Source organism: Virgibacillus profundi, assembly GCF_002287375.1.
Taxonomy (GTDB): Bacteria; Bacillota; Bacilli; order Bacillales; family Amphibacillaceae; genus Virgibacillus_K; species Virgibacillus_K profundi.
In genome coordinates, this window is the sequence record NZ_NPOA01000003.1 from 273,698 (window position 1) to 288,267 (window position 14,570).

15 protein-coding genes, 12 tRNA genes and 1 rRNA gene are annotated in these 14,570 nt (G+C 37.2%); 27 read left to right on the forward strand and 1 reads right to left on the reverse strand.

What is annotated here, in order from left to right:
- The first annotated feature begins 25 nt into the window (after window positions 1-25).
- The 13 genes from CIL05_RS06320 (at window position 26) to CIL05_RS06380 (ending at window position 9,492) form a co-directional block, all read left to right on the forward strand.
- Complete coding sequence (locus tag CIL05_RS06320; RefSeq protein WP_095654676.1) at window positions 26-310, forward strand: CopG family ribbon-helix-helix protein; 285 nt, start codon at window positions 26-28, stop codon at window positions 308-310.
- A 4-nt stretch (window positions 311-314) separates the two neighbouring features.
- Window positions 315-674, forward strand: coding sequence for a type II toxin-antitoxin system PemK/MazF family toxin (locus CIL05_RS06325; protein ID WP_095654677.1), 360 nt, complete (start codon window positions 315-317; stop codon window positions 672-674).
- Window positions 675-894: 220 nt separating this feature from the next.
- On the forward strand, window positions 895-1,764 hold the full coding sequence (gene rsbRA, locus CIL05_RS06330) for an RsbT co-antagonist protein RsbRA (RefSeq protein ID WP_095654678.1): 870 nt from the start codon (window positions 895-897) through the stop codon (window positions 1,762-1,764).
- A gap of 6 nt (window positions 1,765-1,770) precedes the next feature.
- Complete coding sequence (locus CIL05_RS06335) at window positions 1,771-2,127, forward strand: STAS domain-containing protein (RefSeq protein WP_095654679.1); 357 nt, start codon at window positions 1,771-1,773, stop codon at window positions 2,125-2,127.
- 2 nt (window positions 2,128-2,129) lie between these two features.
- The gene (locus tag CIL05_RS06340) at window positions 2,130-2,531 is read left to right on the forward strand and encodes an anti-sigma regulatory factor (protein WP_095654680.1); all 402 of its coding nucleotides are present in this window, start codon (window positions 2,130-2,132) and stop codon (window positions 2,529-2,531) included.
- A 202-nt stretch (window positions 2,532-2,733) separates the two neighbouring features.
- On the forward strand, window positions 2,734-3,747 hold the full coding sequence (locus CIL05_RS06345; protein ID WP_095654681.1) for a PP2C family protein-serine/threonine phosphatase: 1,014 nt from the start codon (window positions 2,734-2,736) through the stop codon (window positions 3,745-3,747).
- A 110-nt stretch (window positions 3,748-3,857) separates the two neighbouring features.
- Entirely contained in the window at window positions 3,858-4,190 is a 333-nt protein-coding gene (locus CIL05_RS06350; protein WP_095654682.1) for an STAS domain-containing protein, read from the forward strand.
- Window positions 4,190-4,666: an anti-sigma B factor RsbW gene (rsbW, locus tag CIL05_RS06355; protein ID WP_095654683.1), complete on the forward strand. Its 477-nt coding sequence runs from the start codon at window positions 4,190-4,192 to the stop codon at window positions 4,664-4,666. The genes CIL05_RS06350 and rsbW overlap by 1 nt, the downstream gene beginning before the upstream one ends.
- Complete coding sequence (sigB, locus tag CIL05_RS06360) at window positions 4,638-5,429, forward strand: RNA polymerase sigma factor SigB (protein ID WP_095654684.1); 792 nt, start codon at window positions 4,638-4,640, stop codon at window positions 5,427-5,429. The genes rsbW and sigB overlap by 29 nt, the downstream gene beginning before the upstream one ends.
- Complete coding sequence (locus CIL05_RS06365; RefSeq protein WP_095654685.1) at window positions 5,426-6,022, forward strand: SpoIIE family protein phosphatase; 597 nt, start codon at window positions 5,426-5,428, stop codon at window positions 6,020-6,022. The genes sigB and CIL05_RS06365 overlap by 4 nt, the downstream gene beginning before the upstream one ends.
- Before the next feature lie 99 nt (window positions 6,023-6,121).
- Window positions 6,122-8,293, forward strand: a complete 2,172-nt coding sequence (locus tag CIL05_RS06370; protein ID WP_095654686.1) for a Tex family protein — start codon at window positions 6,122-6,124, stop codon at window positions 8,291-8,293.
- Window positions 8,294-8,840: 547 nt separating this feature from the next.
- On the forward strand, window positions 8,841-9,119 hold the full coding sequence (locus CIL05_RS06375; protein ID WP_338066925.1) for a helix-turn-helix transcriptional regulator: 279 nt from the start codon (window positions 8,841-8,843) through the stop codon (window positions 9,117-9,119).
- Window positions 9,103-9,492 (forward strand): DUF2178 domain-containing protein, encoded by a 390-nt coding sequence (locus CIL05_RS06380; RefSeq protein ID WP_095654688.1) that lies wholly within the window; start codon window positions 9,103-9,105, stop codon window positions 9,490-9,492. Before CIL05_RS06375 ends, CIL05_RS06380 begins: the two co-directional genes overlap by 17 nt.
- Before the next feature lie 379 nt (window positions 9,493-9,871).
- Here the strand turns inward: CIL05_RS06380 and CIL05_RS06385 are convergent, their stop codons facing one another.
- The gene (locus CIL05_RS06385; protein WP_095654689.1) at window positions 9,872-11,371 is read right to left on the reverse strand and encodes a catalase; all 1,500 of its coding nucleotides are present in this window, start codon (window positions 11,369-11,371) and stop codon (window positions 9,872-9,874) included.
- A 430-nt stretch (window positions 11,372-11,801) separates the two neighbouring features.
- Between CIL05_RS06385 and CIL05_RS06390 the strand changes: the two genes are divergently transcribed.
- The 14 genes from CIL05_RS06390 to CIL05_RS06455 form a co-directional block, all read left to right on the forward strand.
- Window positions 11,802-12,266 (forward strand): SprT family protein, encoded by a 465-nt coding sequence (locus tag CIL05_RS06390; protein ID WP_095654690.1) that lies wholly within the window; start codon window positions 11,802-11,804, stop codon window positions 12,264-12,266.
- A gap of 417 nt (window positions 12,267-12,683) precedes the next feature.
- Window positions 12,684-12,758 (forward strand) — tRNA-Asn (locus CIL05_RS06395).
- A gap of 3 nt (window positions 12,759-12,761) precedes the next feature.
- Window positions 12,762-12,852 (forward strand) — tRNA-Ser (locus CIL05_RS06400).
- Between the two features lie 9 nt (window positions 12,853-12,861).
- A tRNA-Glu gene (locus tag CIL05_RS06405) sits at window positions 12,862-12,933 on the forward strand.
- A gap of 26 nt (window positions 12,934-12,959) precedes the next feature.
- A tRNA-Asp gene (locus tag CIL05_RS06410) sits at window positions 12,960-13,036 on the forward strand.
- A 5-nt stretch (window positions 13,037-13,041) separates the two neighbouring features.
- Window positions 13,042-13,116: transfer RNA gene (locus CIL05_RS06415), tRNA-Gln, on the forward strand.
- A gap of 196 nt (window positions 13,117-13,312) precedes the next feature.
- Window positions 13,313-13,388: transfer RNA gene (locus CIL05_RS06420), tRNA-Lys, on the forward strand.
- A gap of 16 nt (window positions 13,389-13,404) precedes the next feature.
- Window positions 13,405-13,486 (forward strand) — tRNA-Leu (locus CIL05_RS06425).
- Between the two features lie 68 nt (window positions 13,487-13,554).
- Window positions 13,555-13,637 (forward strand) — tRNA-Leu (locus CIL05_RS06430).
- Window positions 13,638-13,698: 61 nt separating this feature from the next.
- Window positions 13,699-13,775 (forward strand) — tRNA-Arg (locus CIL05_RS06435).
- 6 nt (window positions 13,776-13,781) lie between these two features.
- Window positions 13,782-13,858: transfer RNA gene (locus tag CIL05_RS06440), tRNA-Pro, on the forward strand.
- Between the two features lie 197 nt (window positions 13,859-14,055).
- Window positions 14,056-14,129 (forward strand) — tRNA-Gly (locus tag CIL05_RS06445).
- 17 nt (window positions 14,130-14,146) lie between these two features.
- A tRNA-Ile gene (locus CIL05_RS06450) sits at window positions 14,147-14,220 on the forward strand.
- A 231-nt stretch (window positions 14,221-14,451) separates the two neighbouring features.
- Window positions 14,452-14,570, forward strand: a 16S ribosomal RNA gene (locus CIL05_RS06455); the annotation flags it as partial.

Consider the following 14,570-nt stretch of genomic DNA (forward strand, 5'->3'; position numbering starts at 1 on the left):
CAACAGTTGGCGGAGGTGCATGGTTTTGTCAGAGAGCTTGCAGGAGATCTTAGTAAAATTACCAAAAAACCTATTAAATGAGGTGGATGGATTAATGAAATATGAAAATAGTGACTTAAGTGATTTCATATGTCAGGCAACCAGGAACTATTTGCAGCATAAAAAAGATGAGCATATACAGCAATTTCGTGAAACAATGCAAAGAGGATACGAAGAAATGGGCCGCATTAATCTAACAATCGCATCAGAAGCTTTTCAAGCCGAAGAGGAGGCTGAAAACACCTTAGAGCGCTCTGTGATCGGGGTGTAATAATTTGATCGTTCAAAGAGGCGAAGTATATTTCGCTGACTTATCCCCTGTCGTCGGATCAGAGCAGGGAGGCGTACGCCCGGTATTGATCCTGCAAAATGATATTGGAAATCGGTTTAGCCCAACGGTTATTGTAGCGGCGATAACAGCTCAGATACAAAAGGCTAAATTGCCAACACATGTAGAAATTAACGCAAAACGTTATGGGTTTGATCGGAATTCTGTTATTTTGCTGGAACAGATCCGTACGCTGGATAAGCAACGACTAACAGATAAAATTACCAAGCTAGATAAAGAAATGATGAAAAAAATAGATCAGGCATTAGAAATAAGTCTCGGACTTAAAGATATGTATGATCATTAAGTAATACTCTTGTTAATAAATACAGGAGTATTTTTTGTTTGGACTTTTTTCCTGCCCAAACATTGGAACACTACCTTCATTAGTGTATGTTTTTTTGTTTAATTATGTTTATGATATAATTGAAAAAATACGCTACCTAAAATTTGACTATATTATTTGCAGAAAAGTTGTTTACATGTAACAATATTCATAATTATATAACTATCAATGGAGGTAAACCATGGATGAGAAATTTAAAAAAATAGTGATTGAAAACAGTGATACGATTGTTCAAATGTGGATGGAGGAAGTCAATTCATTAAAGAATATCAATTACACGGCGACTATTTCTGATGAATTATTTGAAAGCACAAATAGAGAGTTTGTAAATGTTATTTTCTCAAGTATTACAAATCGGGGCACATCAAATTCTGTGGAAGTATTCTCAGAAAAGATTATTAATCTTGGATGGCCCTTAAGCTATATCACAGATGGTTTGCAGGTTTTCAGAAGAGTTACCGCAGACTATATACTCACGCAGTCAGAGAAGGTGGACTCCAATCACTTTTCCAATATATTAAAAAGTGTGGATTTATGGGTGGAGCCGCTGATCCGTCAACTGGTTAACGAGTATTCAGGAAGCTGGGAGCATATCGTTTCCTTGCAGCGGGTAGCTCTGCAGGAATTATCTGCACCTCTTATTCCTGTGATGGATAAGATTACGATCATGCCATTAATCGGAACAATTGACACAGAACGAGCAAAATTAATTATGGAAAATCTGCTTGAAGGTGTGATTAAACATAATTCAGAGGTTGTTTTAATGGATATTACAGGTGTTCCAGTTGTTGATACAATGGTTGCGCACCATATTATCCAGGCTGCTGAAGCAGTGCGTTTAATTGGATCTACCTGCATTCTTGTTGGTATCCGTCCGGAAATAGCTCAAACCATTGTAAATCTGGGTATCGATCTGGGGAAATTCCCGACAAAAAGCTCATTGAAAAAAGGGTTTACAAGTGCTCTTGAGATCACCAACCGCAAAGTTGTTGATCTTGAAAGTAAAGAGGCAAGTATTGAGAAGATGATCGATTCATTACAAGGGGAGTGATCAAACTTGAGAATACCTATTTTGAAATTACATCATTATTTATTAATCTCTATTCAAACAGAAATGGATGATAATACTGCCATTCAATTTCAAGAAGATTTACTTGATAAAATTCATAAAAGTGGTTCAACAGGTGTAGTGATTGATCTAACATCTGTAGATATTATTGATTCGTTTATTGCAAAGGTACTGGGTGATGTAGTAACAATGTCAGATTTAATGGGAGCGAAAGTAGTTCTGACCGGAATTCAACCGGCAGTGGCAATGACGCTGATTGATCTTGGTATTCATATGAAAAATGTCCCAACAGCTCTTGATTTGGAACAAGGACTGATCAAACTTCATCAGGAATTGGGGGTCTAGCCATGAAACCTCAATCCTGTGTGAATATTAATAAAGAGTGGGATATCGTTGGTGCCAGACAAGTAGGCCGTGATATGGCAAAAAAACTCGGTTTTGGTACGGTTGATCAGGCACGGATAGCAACAGCGATATCAGAGTTAGCTCGTAATATATACTTATATGCCGATAGTGGACAGATCTGCTTTGAGGTAATTGAAAATATGCAACAGCAAGGTATATGTATGACTGCTATTGACACAGGTCCCGGAATTGAAGATATCAGCCAGGTCATGCAGGATGGCTATACAACATCCGGAGGGCTGGGTGCTGGTCTTCCTGGGGTGAAACGCTTGATGGACGAGTTTGATTTGAAGTCTGAAGAAGGTAAGGGAACCAAAATAAAAGCTGTTAAATGGCTTAGATAAAACAACTAAACTAACATGCAGTGGCTTCCACTGATGTTAGTTTAGCTCATGCAAATCAGAAAGTACTACAGGACTAAGTATTTCCAGAGATTGCGGCGAATACAGTCGACTACCTTTAAAACGGGAAATTAAAAGAGATAATGTTGTGTCATAGAGCACAACAATTAAATACGAGATTATTTTTGAACAGGGGGATAATTGGATGGCTAACCTTATAAATCTAGATGCAGCAACCTATAAAGATTTAATGCAACATTATATTAAGACACAGGATGAAAAATCATTATACCAGATTGAACAAGTAAGTAAAAACTTCATTAAAAATAATATCCTTCCAGAAGAAATTGTGAATTTACATATCCAGGCATTATCTGAGTTATATCCCAATCTTTTAGAAGACTTTCAGCACTCCATGGATTTTTTATTGGAGGCAATGATTTCCTATGGTCTCGCACATCAGGAATATCAAAAGTTAAGAGAGGAACAATATGCACTGAAATCAGAGATATCTGTTGCTGCCAGTATGCAGGATACATTACTTGGAACGACAAAGCCGGAAATAGAAGGATTGGATATCGGGGTATTAAGTGTTCCTGCAAATCAAATGAATGGAGATTACCACCATTTTGTTAAAGGGAAAGATGGTACACTTGGAATAGCTATAGCAGATGTTATTGGAAAAGGGATTCCTGCGGCATTATGTATGTCAATGATTAAATATTCGATGGACAGCTATCCGGAAGAATCAATGAGCCCAAGAAACATATTAAAGAATCTCAATCGCGTTGTGGAAAAAAATGTGGACCCCAGCATGTTTATTACGATGTTCTACGCACAGTATATACCCTCAGAAAGCAAGCTTCACTATTCATCGGCAGGACATGAGCCTGGCTTTTATTACAATGCTGAAAATAATACGTTCGAAGAGATAAAGTCGCGTGGCCTTGTGCTGGGTGTCTCTCCTAATACCGAATATAACCAATATGAATTGAAAATTAACAAGGATGATATGGTTATTTTGTTAACAGATGGCGTAACAGAGTGCAGAGATGGAGATCGCTTTATTGAAAGCGAGGAAGTTCTGGATGTAATAAAAAAATATGCGGATCTACCAGCACAGGAAATGGTCAATCAAGTATATAAACACTTTGAACGGCTGCAAAATTTTCAACTAAGAGATGATTTCACATTAATGATTTTACGAAAAAGAGTTTAATCAAAAATAATAAAGGGTAATGTATGAGGAAAGTGTGACTAATTTTATTTAATCGTACCGACGGAAATATAGGGATAATATAGATCAAATGTGGCTATAGGAGGAATAATATGAATTTAGTAATTGATATCGTCGATGAGAATAGGAAGTCGATCGTTAATCTTTCCGGTGAGATTGATGCATATACGGCACCAAAATTAAAAGAAGCTATACTTCCCTTGACCAAACATAGTGGTCATTTAGTGGAGGTTAATCTGGAAGAAGTTAATTATATGGACAGTACAGGATTAGGTATTTTTATCAGTGCTTTAAAATCCACAAAGGAAAATGATAGTCAAATGAAATTAGCGAACCTGCAGGATCGCGTTTTAAGGCTGTTTAAAATTACGGGACTGGATAACATTATCGAGATAAACGCTGCGATTCGAGGTGGAAATGAATAATGACAAATTTTGATTTTATTGAAATGAAGTTTCCGGCAAAAGCGGAATATGTAGGGGTAGCACGCCTAAGTATTTCCGGAATTGCAAATAGAATGGGTTTTACCTATGAGGATATTGAAGATTTAAAGGTAGCTATATCAGAAGCAATAACTAATGCAGTGACCCATGCCTATCATGAAGATGATAAAGGCGAAGTAACCATTGGTTTTGGCGTATACGAAAATCGGCTGGAGGTCATGGTAGCTGATCATGGCGGCAGCTTTAATTTAAATGAAATAAAAAATGGGATTGGACCATATAAAAGTAATGAATCTGTTGAAAACTTAAGAGAAGGTGGTTTTGGCCTCTTTTTAATCAATGCTTTAATGGATAAGGTTCAAATAAATAATAACTTCGGCGTAATAGTTCTCATGACGAAGTACCTGAATGAAACAGAGGTGGGCTTTGATGACGACCAAATCTCAACCACACAATAGCGGAAGAGATGAGGTTTACCAGTGGATTGAATTCCTGCAAAAAGAGCCGACTGATGAGGTAGTGCAAGAGAAAATTGTTCTTACTTATAAAGATCTAGTGGAATCACTTGCAAGGAAATACTCAAGAAATAGTGTGATCCACGAAGACTTGGTGCAAGTAGGTATGATTGGATTATTAGCTGCAGTTAGAAGGTATGATGCTACATTTGGTAAATCCTTTGAATCCTTCGCTATTCCCACCATTATTGGTGAAATCAAGCGATTTATTCGAGATAAAACGTGGAGTGTCCATGTACCGCGTAGAATTAAAGAACTTGGACCAAAGATAAAAAAGGCTTTGGATGAATTAACCATAATGAATCAAAAATCCCCGACAGTAAAGGAAATAGCAGATTATCTGGACGTTTCTGAAGAAGATATATTAGAAACGATGGAAATGGGTAAAAGTTATAAGGCACTTTCAGTGGATAGGAAAATTGAGGCAGATTCAGATGGAAGTACTGTTGCTATATTGGATTTGGTGGGAAAAGATGATGGTGGCTATGATAACATCGATCAAAAAATGATGCTTGAAAAAATTCTCCCTGTACTTTCGGAAAGAGAACAGCAAATACTGCAGTGTACCTATTTTGATAATATGAGTCAAAAGGAGACCGGAGAACTGCTGGGTATTTCACAAATGCATGTGTCAAGGCTGCAACGTCGCTCTCTAAGAAAGCTTAGAGAGGCAATTCAATCTGATAGCACGGAGGTATTTGATTGAGTACGCAGAAAAAAGTAGACGTATCAGCTTTCCAAAAAGCAAAAAAAGGAAATTATTATTGTGGGGACAGCTACTTTTATACAGAAACAGAAAATGAGTTTGTGTGTGCAATAGCTGATGGACTTGGCAGTGGTGAATATGCAATGGAATCATCCCGGATTGTGATCGATATTATAAAAAGTAATATATATACGACCGTGGAGCAGCTCGTGAAAAAATGTAATGAAAAGTTATTTGGAAAACGCGGCGTAGTTCTTGGTATTTTAAAATTAGATTTCAAATCACATATGTACTCTTTTTCCTCGATTGGAAATATTGGTGTTATGAGAGTAACAAAGGATCGGAAAAAGAAGCGGAATATACCAAATGCAGGGTATTTAGCCGGATATCACAGACCGTTTAAAGTGGTTCAGGAAAAGCTTGAACCAGAGACTAACTTTATTATGTTTTCGGATGGTGTTTCTGATCGCGAGTTATCACAGGGTTTTTTAATGAACAATGATGTAGATACAATTATAAAAACCTATGAAAATACAAGCGATAATCTTAGAGAAGATGATACGACATTAATTGTTATGAGATATAAAGAATAATTGGACTGGTGCATGAGTGCCAGTCCAATTATTTTTGAGCTATTAGGAAAACGAAGCTTTTTTTGGTAAAATAGAAAGGTATGTAGAGGAGGAAATAGTGTGGCTATTGAATTAAACCAGGAAATAAACCAATGGGTCTCTAAAGAAGCCCAAGTAAATAAAAGTACTGTTGAAAAGGTAATTGCTTTATTGGATGAAGGCAATACGGTTCCGTTTATTGCGCGTTATCGTAAGGAAGTTACCGGTGGGTTGGATGAAGTCCAGATTAAGCTGGTGCAGGATAAATGGAATTATGCACTTAATTTATCGGAAAGAAAACAAGAAGTGCTTCGAATCATTGATGAACAGGGAAAACTAACAGAAGAACTGGAAAATGAAATTAAAAAAGCTGGACAATTACAGCGGGTGGAAGATTTATACAGACCCTATAAACAAAAACGCCGAACAAAAGCAACCATCGCGAAGGAGAAAGGGCTGGAACCACTCGCTGAATTAATCTGGCAACAGGAAACAACTGCTATTAACATGGAAGCTGAAAAGTATTTCTCTGAAGAGCATAAATTACATACCATTGAAGATGTATTAGCCGGAGTTAATGATATTATTGCGGAATGGATTTCCGATGCACCGGAATATCGTGAATATATACGTGAAGAAACATTTAAACGGGGTACAATTCAATCTGAAGTGAAGCATGCTGATAAAGATGAAAAAGGCGTATATGAAATGTATTATGACTATAGTGAAGCGGTAAGGTCAATGGTGTCACATCGTATTCTGGCTTTAAACCGTGGGGAAAAAGAAGATGTGCTTAAAGTTACGATTGAACCGCCGATTGAAAGAATAGTGGATTTTTTACGCCTTCATATTATCAAGAAAAGTGCAAATGAAACATTGATTGAAATTATACAAAATGCTATTGATGACAGCTACAAACGTTTAATACAACCATCTATAGAACGTGAAATCCGCAGCAGTCTGACAGAAAAAGCTGAAGAACAGGCAATTGATGTATTTTCCGAAAATCTTAAGAACTTGTTACTTCAGCCACCATTGAAGGGAAAAACCATTTTAGGTGTTGACCCGGCTTTTCGTACAGGCTGCAAATTGGCAATAGTTGATGAAACGGGAAAAGTTCATCATGTTGGTGTGATGTACCCAACAGCACCAAAAAATGATACCGTTGGTGCAGAAAAAATAACAATGCAATTTATCAACAAATATAATGTGGAACTAATCGCTATCGGTAATGGAACAGCTTCACGGGAAACCGAGCAGTTTATTTCAGATGTAATCACAAATAATTCATTGGATATTCCTTATATTATTGTAAATGAAGCTGGTGCGAGTGTGTATTCTGCATCAAAATTGGCTCGTGAAGAATTCCCGGATCTGCAAGTAGAGGAGAGAAGTGCAGCCTCGATTGCCCGGAGAGTACAAGACCCGCTGGCTGAACTTGTGAAAATTGATCCGAAATCTATTGGTGTTGGTCAATATCAGCATGATGTTAGTCAAAGGGCATTAAATGAATCACTTTCCTTTGTTGTTGAAACAGCAGTTAACCAGGTGGGTGTCAATGTGAACACAGCATCATCTTCCCTTTTGCAACATGTAGCCGGATTAAGTAAAACAGTTGCCAATAATATTGTTGGCAAACGAAATGAAGAAGGTAAATTCACCAATCGCAAACAATTGAAGAAAATACCACGGCTTGGTGCAAAGACTTATGAACAGGGGGTTGGTTTCTTGCGAATTATTGATGGAGACCATCCATTGGATCGCACACCAATACATCCGGAAAGCTATGCACATACAGAAAAGCTTCTGAAAATGCTTGAGTGTGGACTTTCAGATATAGGGTCGGAAAAACTGCGTGAAAAAATAAATACATTAGACAAAAAGGAAATCGCAGCAAGCCTGGAAATTGGGGAGCCGACATTAATCGATATTATGAGTGCATTAAGCCGCCCTGAACGCGATCCGCGTGATGATTTTCCGCAGCCATTACTCAAGCAAAACGTTTTATCGATGGAAGATTTAAAGCCTGGTATGGAAATGCAGGGAACCGTAAGAAATGTAGTGGATTTTGGTGTCTTTGTTGATATCGGAGTTAAACAGGATGGTTTGGTCCATATTTCGAAAATGGCTAATAAATTTGTGAAGCATCCAATGGATATTGCATCAGTAGGTGATGTTGTCACTGTTTGGGTGGAACAAATTGATGTAAACAAAGGCAGGATTGCATTATCGATGGTTAAAAGTGAAAAGTAGTGTAGTGCAGGATGGATTTTTATACTTAATAGGTAAAAGCAGGGGCAGCTAATTGTAACGGGTTCAGTTACCGTGGAGAAAATACAAAATAATACGCTATTTGGGGATAGAAATCACATATGATTTAGTATCCCTAATTTTATTGTTCTGATAATCTTTATATCATATTATATGCTGAAAATCATATAAATTAACATAGCAATTAACAGGAGAACATAAATTTATGTTCTCCTGTTAACTTATGTACTAAAATCATTGTTAAATTGGTTGTTATTTCCTTTGTAATTTAGGGTGATAATTATAACAGGAAGGTGATGACGATGAAGTTTATAGAACCTAAAAATAAGAATGCTGAAAAGGTGAGTTGGGAATTATCGGAGTATACGAGAGCTATTCTAAGGGAGGAAAAAAGAAAACAGTAAAAACACCAGCACAACGATTAGGAATTATCATTTAACAGATATAATTTATTTAAGATAGCGGTACTTTAAGAGAAAATATATTTAATAAAATGGAATGACTGTAAAAAGTATTTGACAGTCATTCCATTTTATTTTATGATGAGGGTGTAAAAGATGTTTTACATCTATTTGAAGGTGGAATTCATATGCAAAATAAAATTAGAGAATATCGAGAAAAGAAAAGTCTTTCCCAAGGAAGGTTGGCAGATTTATGTAATGTAAGTAGACAGACAATCAACGCTATTGAAAATAATAAATATGACCCAAGTTTACAATTAGCCTTTGATATCGCAACAACATTAGGTGTAAAAGTGGACTATTTATTTTTAAATGAAGGAGGGGAAAAAGATGATAAAAAGGCGTAATCTAATGCGTGTGTTTGGTGTTGCTGCTCTTATAATGATAGCAAATATAATTTACAAAATATCTTCAGATAAAAACGTTGATGTGTTTGATGTTTTATCATTGGGAACATTTGTATTAATGTTTATATCTACAATTACTTGGGGGAACAAAGAAGAGAAAAACGGCTTATATCAAGGGGATGAACTTGGACAAAGAATAATGGAGAAAAGTTCTAAAATAAGTTACACTATTTTATTATTCACTATAATGGTGGCTGTATTTGCTGATAAATTTGTGAATGGTACAGTTAATCTGTTTTTATTGCTTGTGTTAGGTTTTGCGATGATAACATACCCTTTCGTTGAATACTTCATTGCTAAAAAATACAAATAAATTAATTCTTAATAGAACATCTTCTTTAATCGCCCAATTGTTGAATAAAAAAAGTAATTTATACCATTTAAAAAGCCCAGATTTATATCTGAGCTTTTTTGCTTGTTATTTGTACTGTTAATTTGTTGTCAAGATGTACGCTAATTGGTGTATTAATTCTACTGCTATTAACCTTTTTCTCCCCTATAACTGAACCCGTTAAGCTAATTGGAGACCCCTGCTTTATTTGTTTGCGCTGATAAAATGATCACATGAATATGATGTGAATTAGACTGAATAAAACTCAAATTAGACCGGATAAAAGGCGATATAGGCTGAAGGAACTCTAAATAAGCCTAATAAAAAGACTGCCCATTTGGACAGTCTTTTGTGTTTTAAATTATTCTACTTTACCTGCTGCAACTTCTGCTTCACTTACAGAAATACCAAGTGCTTTCGCTACACCTTCACCATAAGCAGGATCTGCTTTATAGCAATGAGCGATATGTCTAAGCTGTACTTCTTTTGTAGTACCTCTCATATTACGAGCTGTATTTTCAAATAGTCTTTGTTGGGCATCAGGGGTTTGCAGTCGGAATAACTTTCCTGGTTGTTCAAAATAATTATTATCATCTTCACGGAAGTTCCAGTAATCAGCATCTCCTGTAATTCCTAGAGATGGTTCCTGGTATTCCGGCTGATCTTGAAGCTCACCATAGCTGTTTGGCTCATAGTGTGTTAAACCACCTTGGTTGCCATCAACGCGCATTGCACCATCTCTATGATATGGATGGAAATTTTTTGCGTTTTTCGGGTAGTTAACTGGAACTTGCCAGTGGTTAACACCTAAACGGTAGCGCTGTGCATCTCCATAAGAGAATAGACGTCCTTGTAGCATCTTATCTGGTGAGAAACCAATTCCAGGTACAATATTAGTTGGAGCGAATGCTGCTTGCTCAACATCTGCAAAGTAATTTTCTGGATTTCGGTTAAGTTCGTATTCACCAACTTCGATCAGTGGGTAGTCACCTTTAGGCCAAACTTTTGTTAAATCAAATGGATTGTCTTTGCTGTTTCTAGCCTGTTCTTCAGTCATTACTTGAATGTACATTTTCCATTTTGGATTGTCACCACGTTCAATTGCGTCATATAGATCTCTTTGATGACTTTCGCGATCTGCACCTACAATGTCTTCTGCTTCCTGGTCAGTCAGGTTTTCGATGCCTTGTTGTGTACGCATGTGGAATTTAACCCATACTCGTTCATTATCTGCATTAATCATGCTGTACGTATGGCTTCCAAATCCATGCATGTGACGATAACTCTTTGGAATACCGCGGTCACTCATAACGACGGTCACTTGATGTAGTGCTTCAGGAAGACCTGTCCAGAAATCCCAGTTATTTTGCGCACTGCGCATATTTGTACGAGGGTCACGTTTAACTGCGTGGTTTAAGTCAGGGAACTTTTTAGGGTCTCTCATGAAGAATACAGGTGTATTGTTACCAACCAGGTCCCAGTTACCTTCTTCTGTATAGAATTTTAATGCAAAACCACGGATATCACGTTCTGCGTCTGCTGCACCACGTTCACCGGCAACTGTAGAATGACGAACAAACATCTCTGTTTTCTTTCCTACTTCAGAAAAAATAGCAGCTCTTGTATATTTAGTGATGTCATTTGTTACGGTAAACGTACCAAATGCACCAGACCCTTTAGCATGCATACGACGCTCAGGGATAACTTCTCTATCGAAGTGCGCCATTTTTTCAAGGAACCAAAAATCCTGCATTAATAACGGACCTCTGGGGCCAGCTGTCATTGAATCCTTGTCGTTCGGTACTGGAGCACCAAATGCAGTGGTTAATTTCTTTTTATTTTGATTTTCCTTTTCACTCATAAATATATCCCTCCAAGTTTATTAAATACAATTAATATAATATCATATTGATTATAATAATACTAGTTTGATAGCTGGAATTACAAGGTTATTTGCATAAGAATAGAGTCTGAAATAATTAAGAGACTTCCTTATATTAGATATAGTAAAAGTGTTTTATTTTTTTAACTATTATATAGAAGGTAATTTAAAGGCATTTTTTCTCATTTGTAATTATTAATTGATAAACGAAGACATGTCTGATGAAGATTTAAGAAATATCATGTGAAGTACTATCTATTAAAATAATAATAATAATAATCTATTTCCCTCGTAATTAGTAATTAATATTGCTTACTACTAAGTTAAAATCATAGTTAATGGAATTAAATGTAGAAAATATGATAAAGTAATGTTGAATATAATGTTAATGATAAGGAAGATTTTTCAAATGGATCCTTTAATTGAAGAAGAACTATATAAATTAGTGAATGAACTTTCATTGGATTTTTTCAATAAGCCATTTAAACATGATGTTAATTTCAATCATCGTTTACGAACGACGGGTGGCAGGTATATCCCTGTGAAGAGAAGAATTGAATTAAATCCCAAATATGTAAACGAAATGGATTGGAATGAATTTATAGGGATTATTAAACACGAACTATGTCACTATCATCTTCATATAGAAGGAAAAGGTTATAAACATGGTGATAAGGATTTTAGGGAACTATTAAGAAAAACGGGATCTCCAAGGTATTGCAGACCATTACCATCTCAGGTGAGTGATTATAAACATATATATGTATGCAAAAAATGTGATCAGGAGTATAAAAGAAAGCGCAGAGTACATTTGAAGAAGTATAGATGTGGCAAATGCGGGGGTAAGTTGGCGGAAAGTCAGAAGGTATTATAGGGGATCTAAAGTTTTTATCGAATCCCATTGACGAAATATGTCATCCATGTTAAATTAAATAAGCTAATAAATTCACGGAAATGAATAATTAAAATTTCGTAAAAAGTAATTGACAACAAATTGAATTTACTGTAATATATTTCTCGTTGCCATTATTTCTGATGTGCTGATCGAATGTACAGTAGATGAGCTTCGAAATTACTTAGAATACAACAAGTGCAATATGTTAGATTGAATTACCTTGAATAACTTATATTAGATTATTCCACAGTAGCTGGCCGCAAGCATCATTGAACAAACTTCTATGTGTAGGCTTGCGAGGAGTGCTAACACCACCGAAATCACTTGCAACACGACGAGCACAACATGTTAGATTATATTACCTTTAAGAACTCAGAAGAATTTATATTAGATTATTCCACAGTAGCTCAGTGGTAGAGCAATCGGCTGTTAACCGATCGGTCGTAGGTTCGAATCCTACCTGTGGAGCCAAATGGAGAAGTACTCAAGTGGCTGAAGAGGTGCCCCTGCTAAGGGTATAGGTCGTGTAAGCGGCGCGAGGGTTCAAATCCCTCCTTCTCCGCCATTTTTTAATGGCCCGTTGGTCAAGCGGTTAAGACACCGCCCTTTCACGGCGGTAACACGGGTTCGAATCCCGTACGGGTCATCTTTCTTTAAAAATAAAATAGGTTGGGTCCGGTAGTTCAGTTGGTTAGAATGCCTGCCTGTCACGCAGGAGGTCGCGGGTTCGAGTCCCGTCCGGACCGCCATTTGTTGGGCTATAGCCAAGCGGTAAGGCATCGGGTTTTGATCCCGTGTATCCTAGGTTCGAATCCTAGTAGCCCAGCCATTTTTTTATTTCCATGAGATTGTTCAAAGATTATGTCGAATATTTTTGATAATGAATATAATAGAGTAGACCGTTACTTCGATCGGTAGAGTGAGTTACCGACATACCGAAATCAATTACAAAACAACGAGCATCCAAGATGAATGCTCTCTAATGAAACAATCCCTTTTATATAGCAAGTAAACTTAAACAGCATGAGCCATTAGCTCAGTCGGTAGAGCATCTGACTTTTAATCAGAGGGTCGGAGGTTCGAATCCTCCATGGCTCACCAATAAAATAGTAAGCAAGCGGGTGTGGCGGAACTGGCAGACGCGCTAGACTTAGGATCTAGTATCTTCGGATGTGGGGGTTCGATTCCCTTCACCCGCATTAAAAAAATGCTGTGGATTACTACAGTGAATTATTTTTCTAATAGTTAGGTTAACATTAAAATCTATGCGGTCGTGGCGGAATGGCAGACGCGCTAGGTTGAGGGCCTAGTGGGGGCGACCCTGTGGAGGTTCAAGTCCTCTCGGCCGCACTAAATAAATTACTTGCAAAAGTAAATCCTGTATGTTACATTTAAAAATGTTGCTTTTAAAGCGCTCGTAGCTCAATTGGATAGAGTGTCTGACTACGGATCAGAAGGTTAGGGGTTCGACTCCTCTCGGGCGCGCCATTACTTCGGGAAGTAGCTCAGCTTGGTAGAGCACTTGGTTTGGGACCAAGGGGTCGCAGGTTCGAATCCTGTCTTCCCGACCATCGAAATTGTTTATTAGTAATACGATATTAAATAGAATTTCTTATATTGAATGTATCTGTGTTTTAGTAACGAGCGATATTTCTGACGAATTATGTGCGAGTTACCCAATGCATTAGTCATTATTAAATAAGATCAAATATTTTAGAACAGCATTTTTAAAGTCGAAAGTAAAGTTAAATAAAACATCTTATATCATGCGGGTGTAGTTTAGTGGTAAAACCTCAGCCTTCCAAGCTGATGATGAGGGTTCGATTCCCTTCACCCGCTCCAATTCAATTATTTATTGTGGGCCTGTAGCTCAGCTGGTTAGAGCGCACGCCTGATAAGCGTGAGGTCGGTGGTTCGAGTCCACTCAGGCCCATTTGCTACAAAAAGCAAATAAAAAAAGAGTTGACATTAACGAATCAACGTGTTACATTAATTAAGTCGCCGAATTGAGAGCGACAAGAAATTTGCTCCTTGAAAACTGAACAAAACAACCAGTATGTCAAGAGAAACATGACTGTTTTTCTTAAACTAAAATCAGAAGGTAACACTTCTGAAAAGCTAAGACAATTGATAGAATCGATTGGTGTCGATTTCTATTCAAACTTTTTTGGAGAGTTTGATCTTGGCTCAGGACGAACGCTGGCGGCGTGCCTAATACATGCAAGTCGAGCGCGGGAAGCGAGGGATCACCCTTCGGGGTGTGAACTTGTGGAACGAGCGGCG

What these genes read in the sequence shown, in the direction of transcription:
- rsbRA (WP_095654678.1), top strand. Translation starts at nt 895, where the DNA reads ATGGATGAGAAATTTAAAAAAATAGTGATTGAAAACAGTGATACGATT.
- CIL05_RS06340 (WP_095654680.1), top strand. Translation starts at nt 2,130, where the DNA reads ATGAAACCTCAATCCTGTGTGAATATTAATAAAGAGTGGGATATCGTT.
- CIL05_RS06345 (WP_095654681.1), top strand. Translation starts at nt 2,734, where the DNA reads ATGGCTAACCTTATAAATCTAGATGCAGCAACCTATAAAGATTTAATG.
- CIL05_RS06350 (WP_095654682.1), top strand. Translation starts at nt 3,858, where the DNA reads ATGAATTTAGTAATTGATATCGTCGATGAGAATAGGAAGTCGATCGTT.
- rsbW (WP_095654683.1), top strand. Translation starts at nt 4,190, where the DNA reads ATGACAAATTTTGATTTTATTGAAATGAAGTTTCCGGCAAAAGCGGAA.
- sigB (WP_095654684.1), top strand. Translation starts at nt 4,638, where the DNA reads ATGACGACCAAATCTCAACCACACAATAGCGGAAGAGATGAGGTTTAC.
- CIL05_RS06380 (WP_095654688.1), top strand. Translation starts at nt 9,103, where the DNA reads ATGATAAAAAGGCGTAATCTAATGCGTGTGTTTGGTGTTGCTGCTCTT.
- CIL05_RS06385 (WP_095654689.1), bottom strand. Translation starts at nt 11,371, where the DNA reads ATGAGTGAAAAGGAAAATCAAAATAAAAAGAAATTAACCACTGCATTT.
- CIL05_RS06390 (WP_095654690.1), top strand. Translation starts at nt 11,802, where the DNA reads ATGGATCCTTTAATTGAAGAAGAACTATATAAATTAGTGAATGAACTT.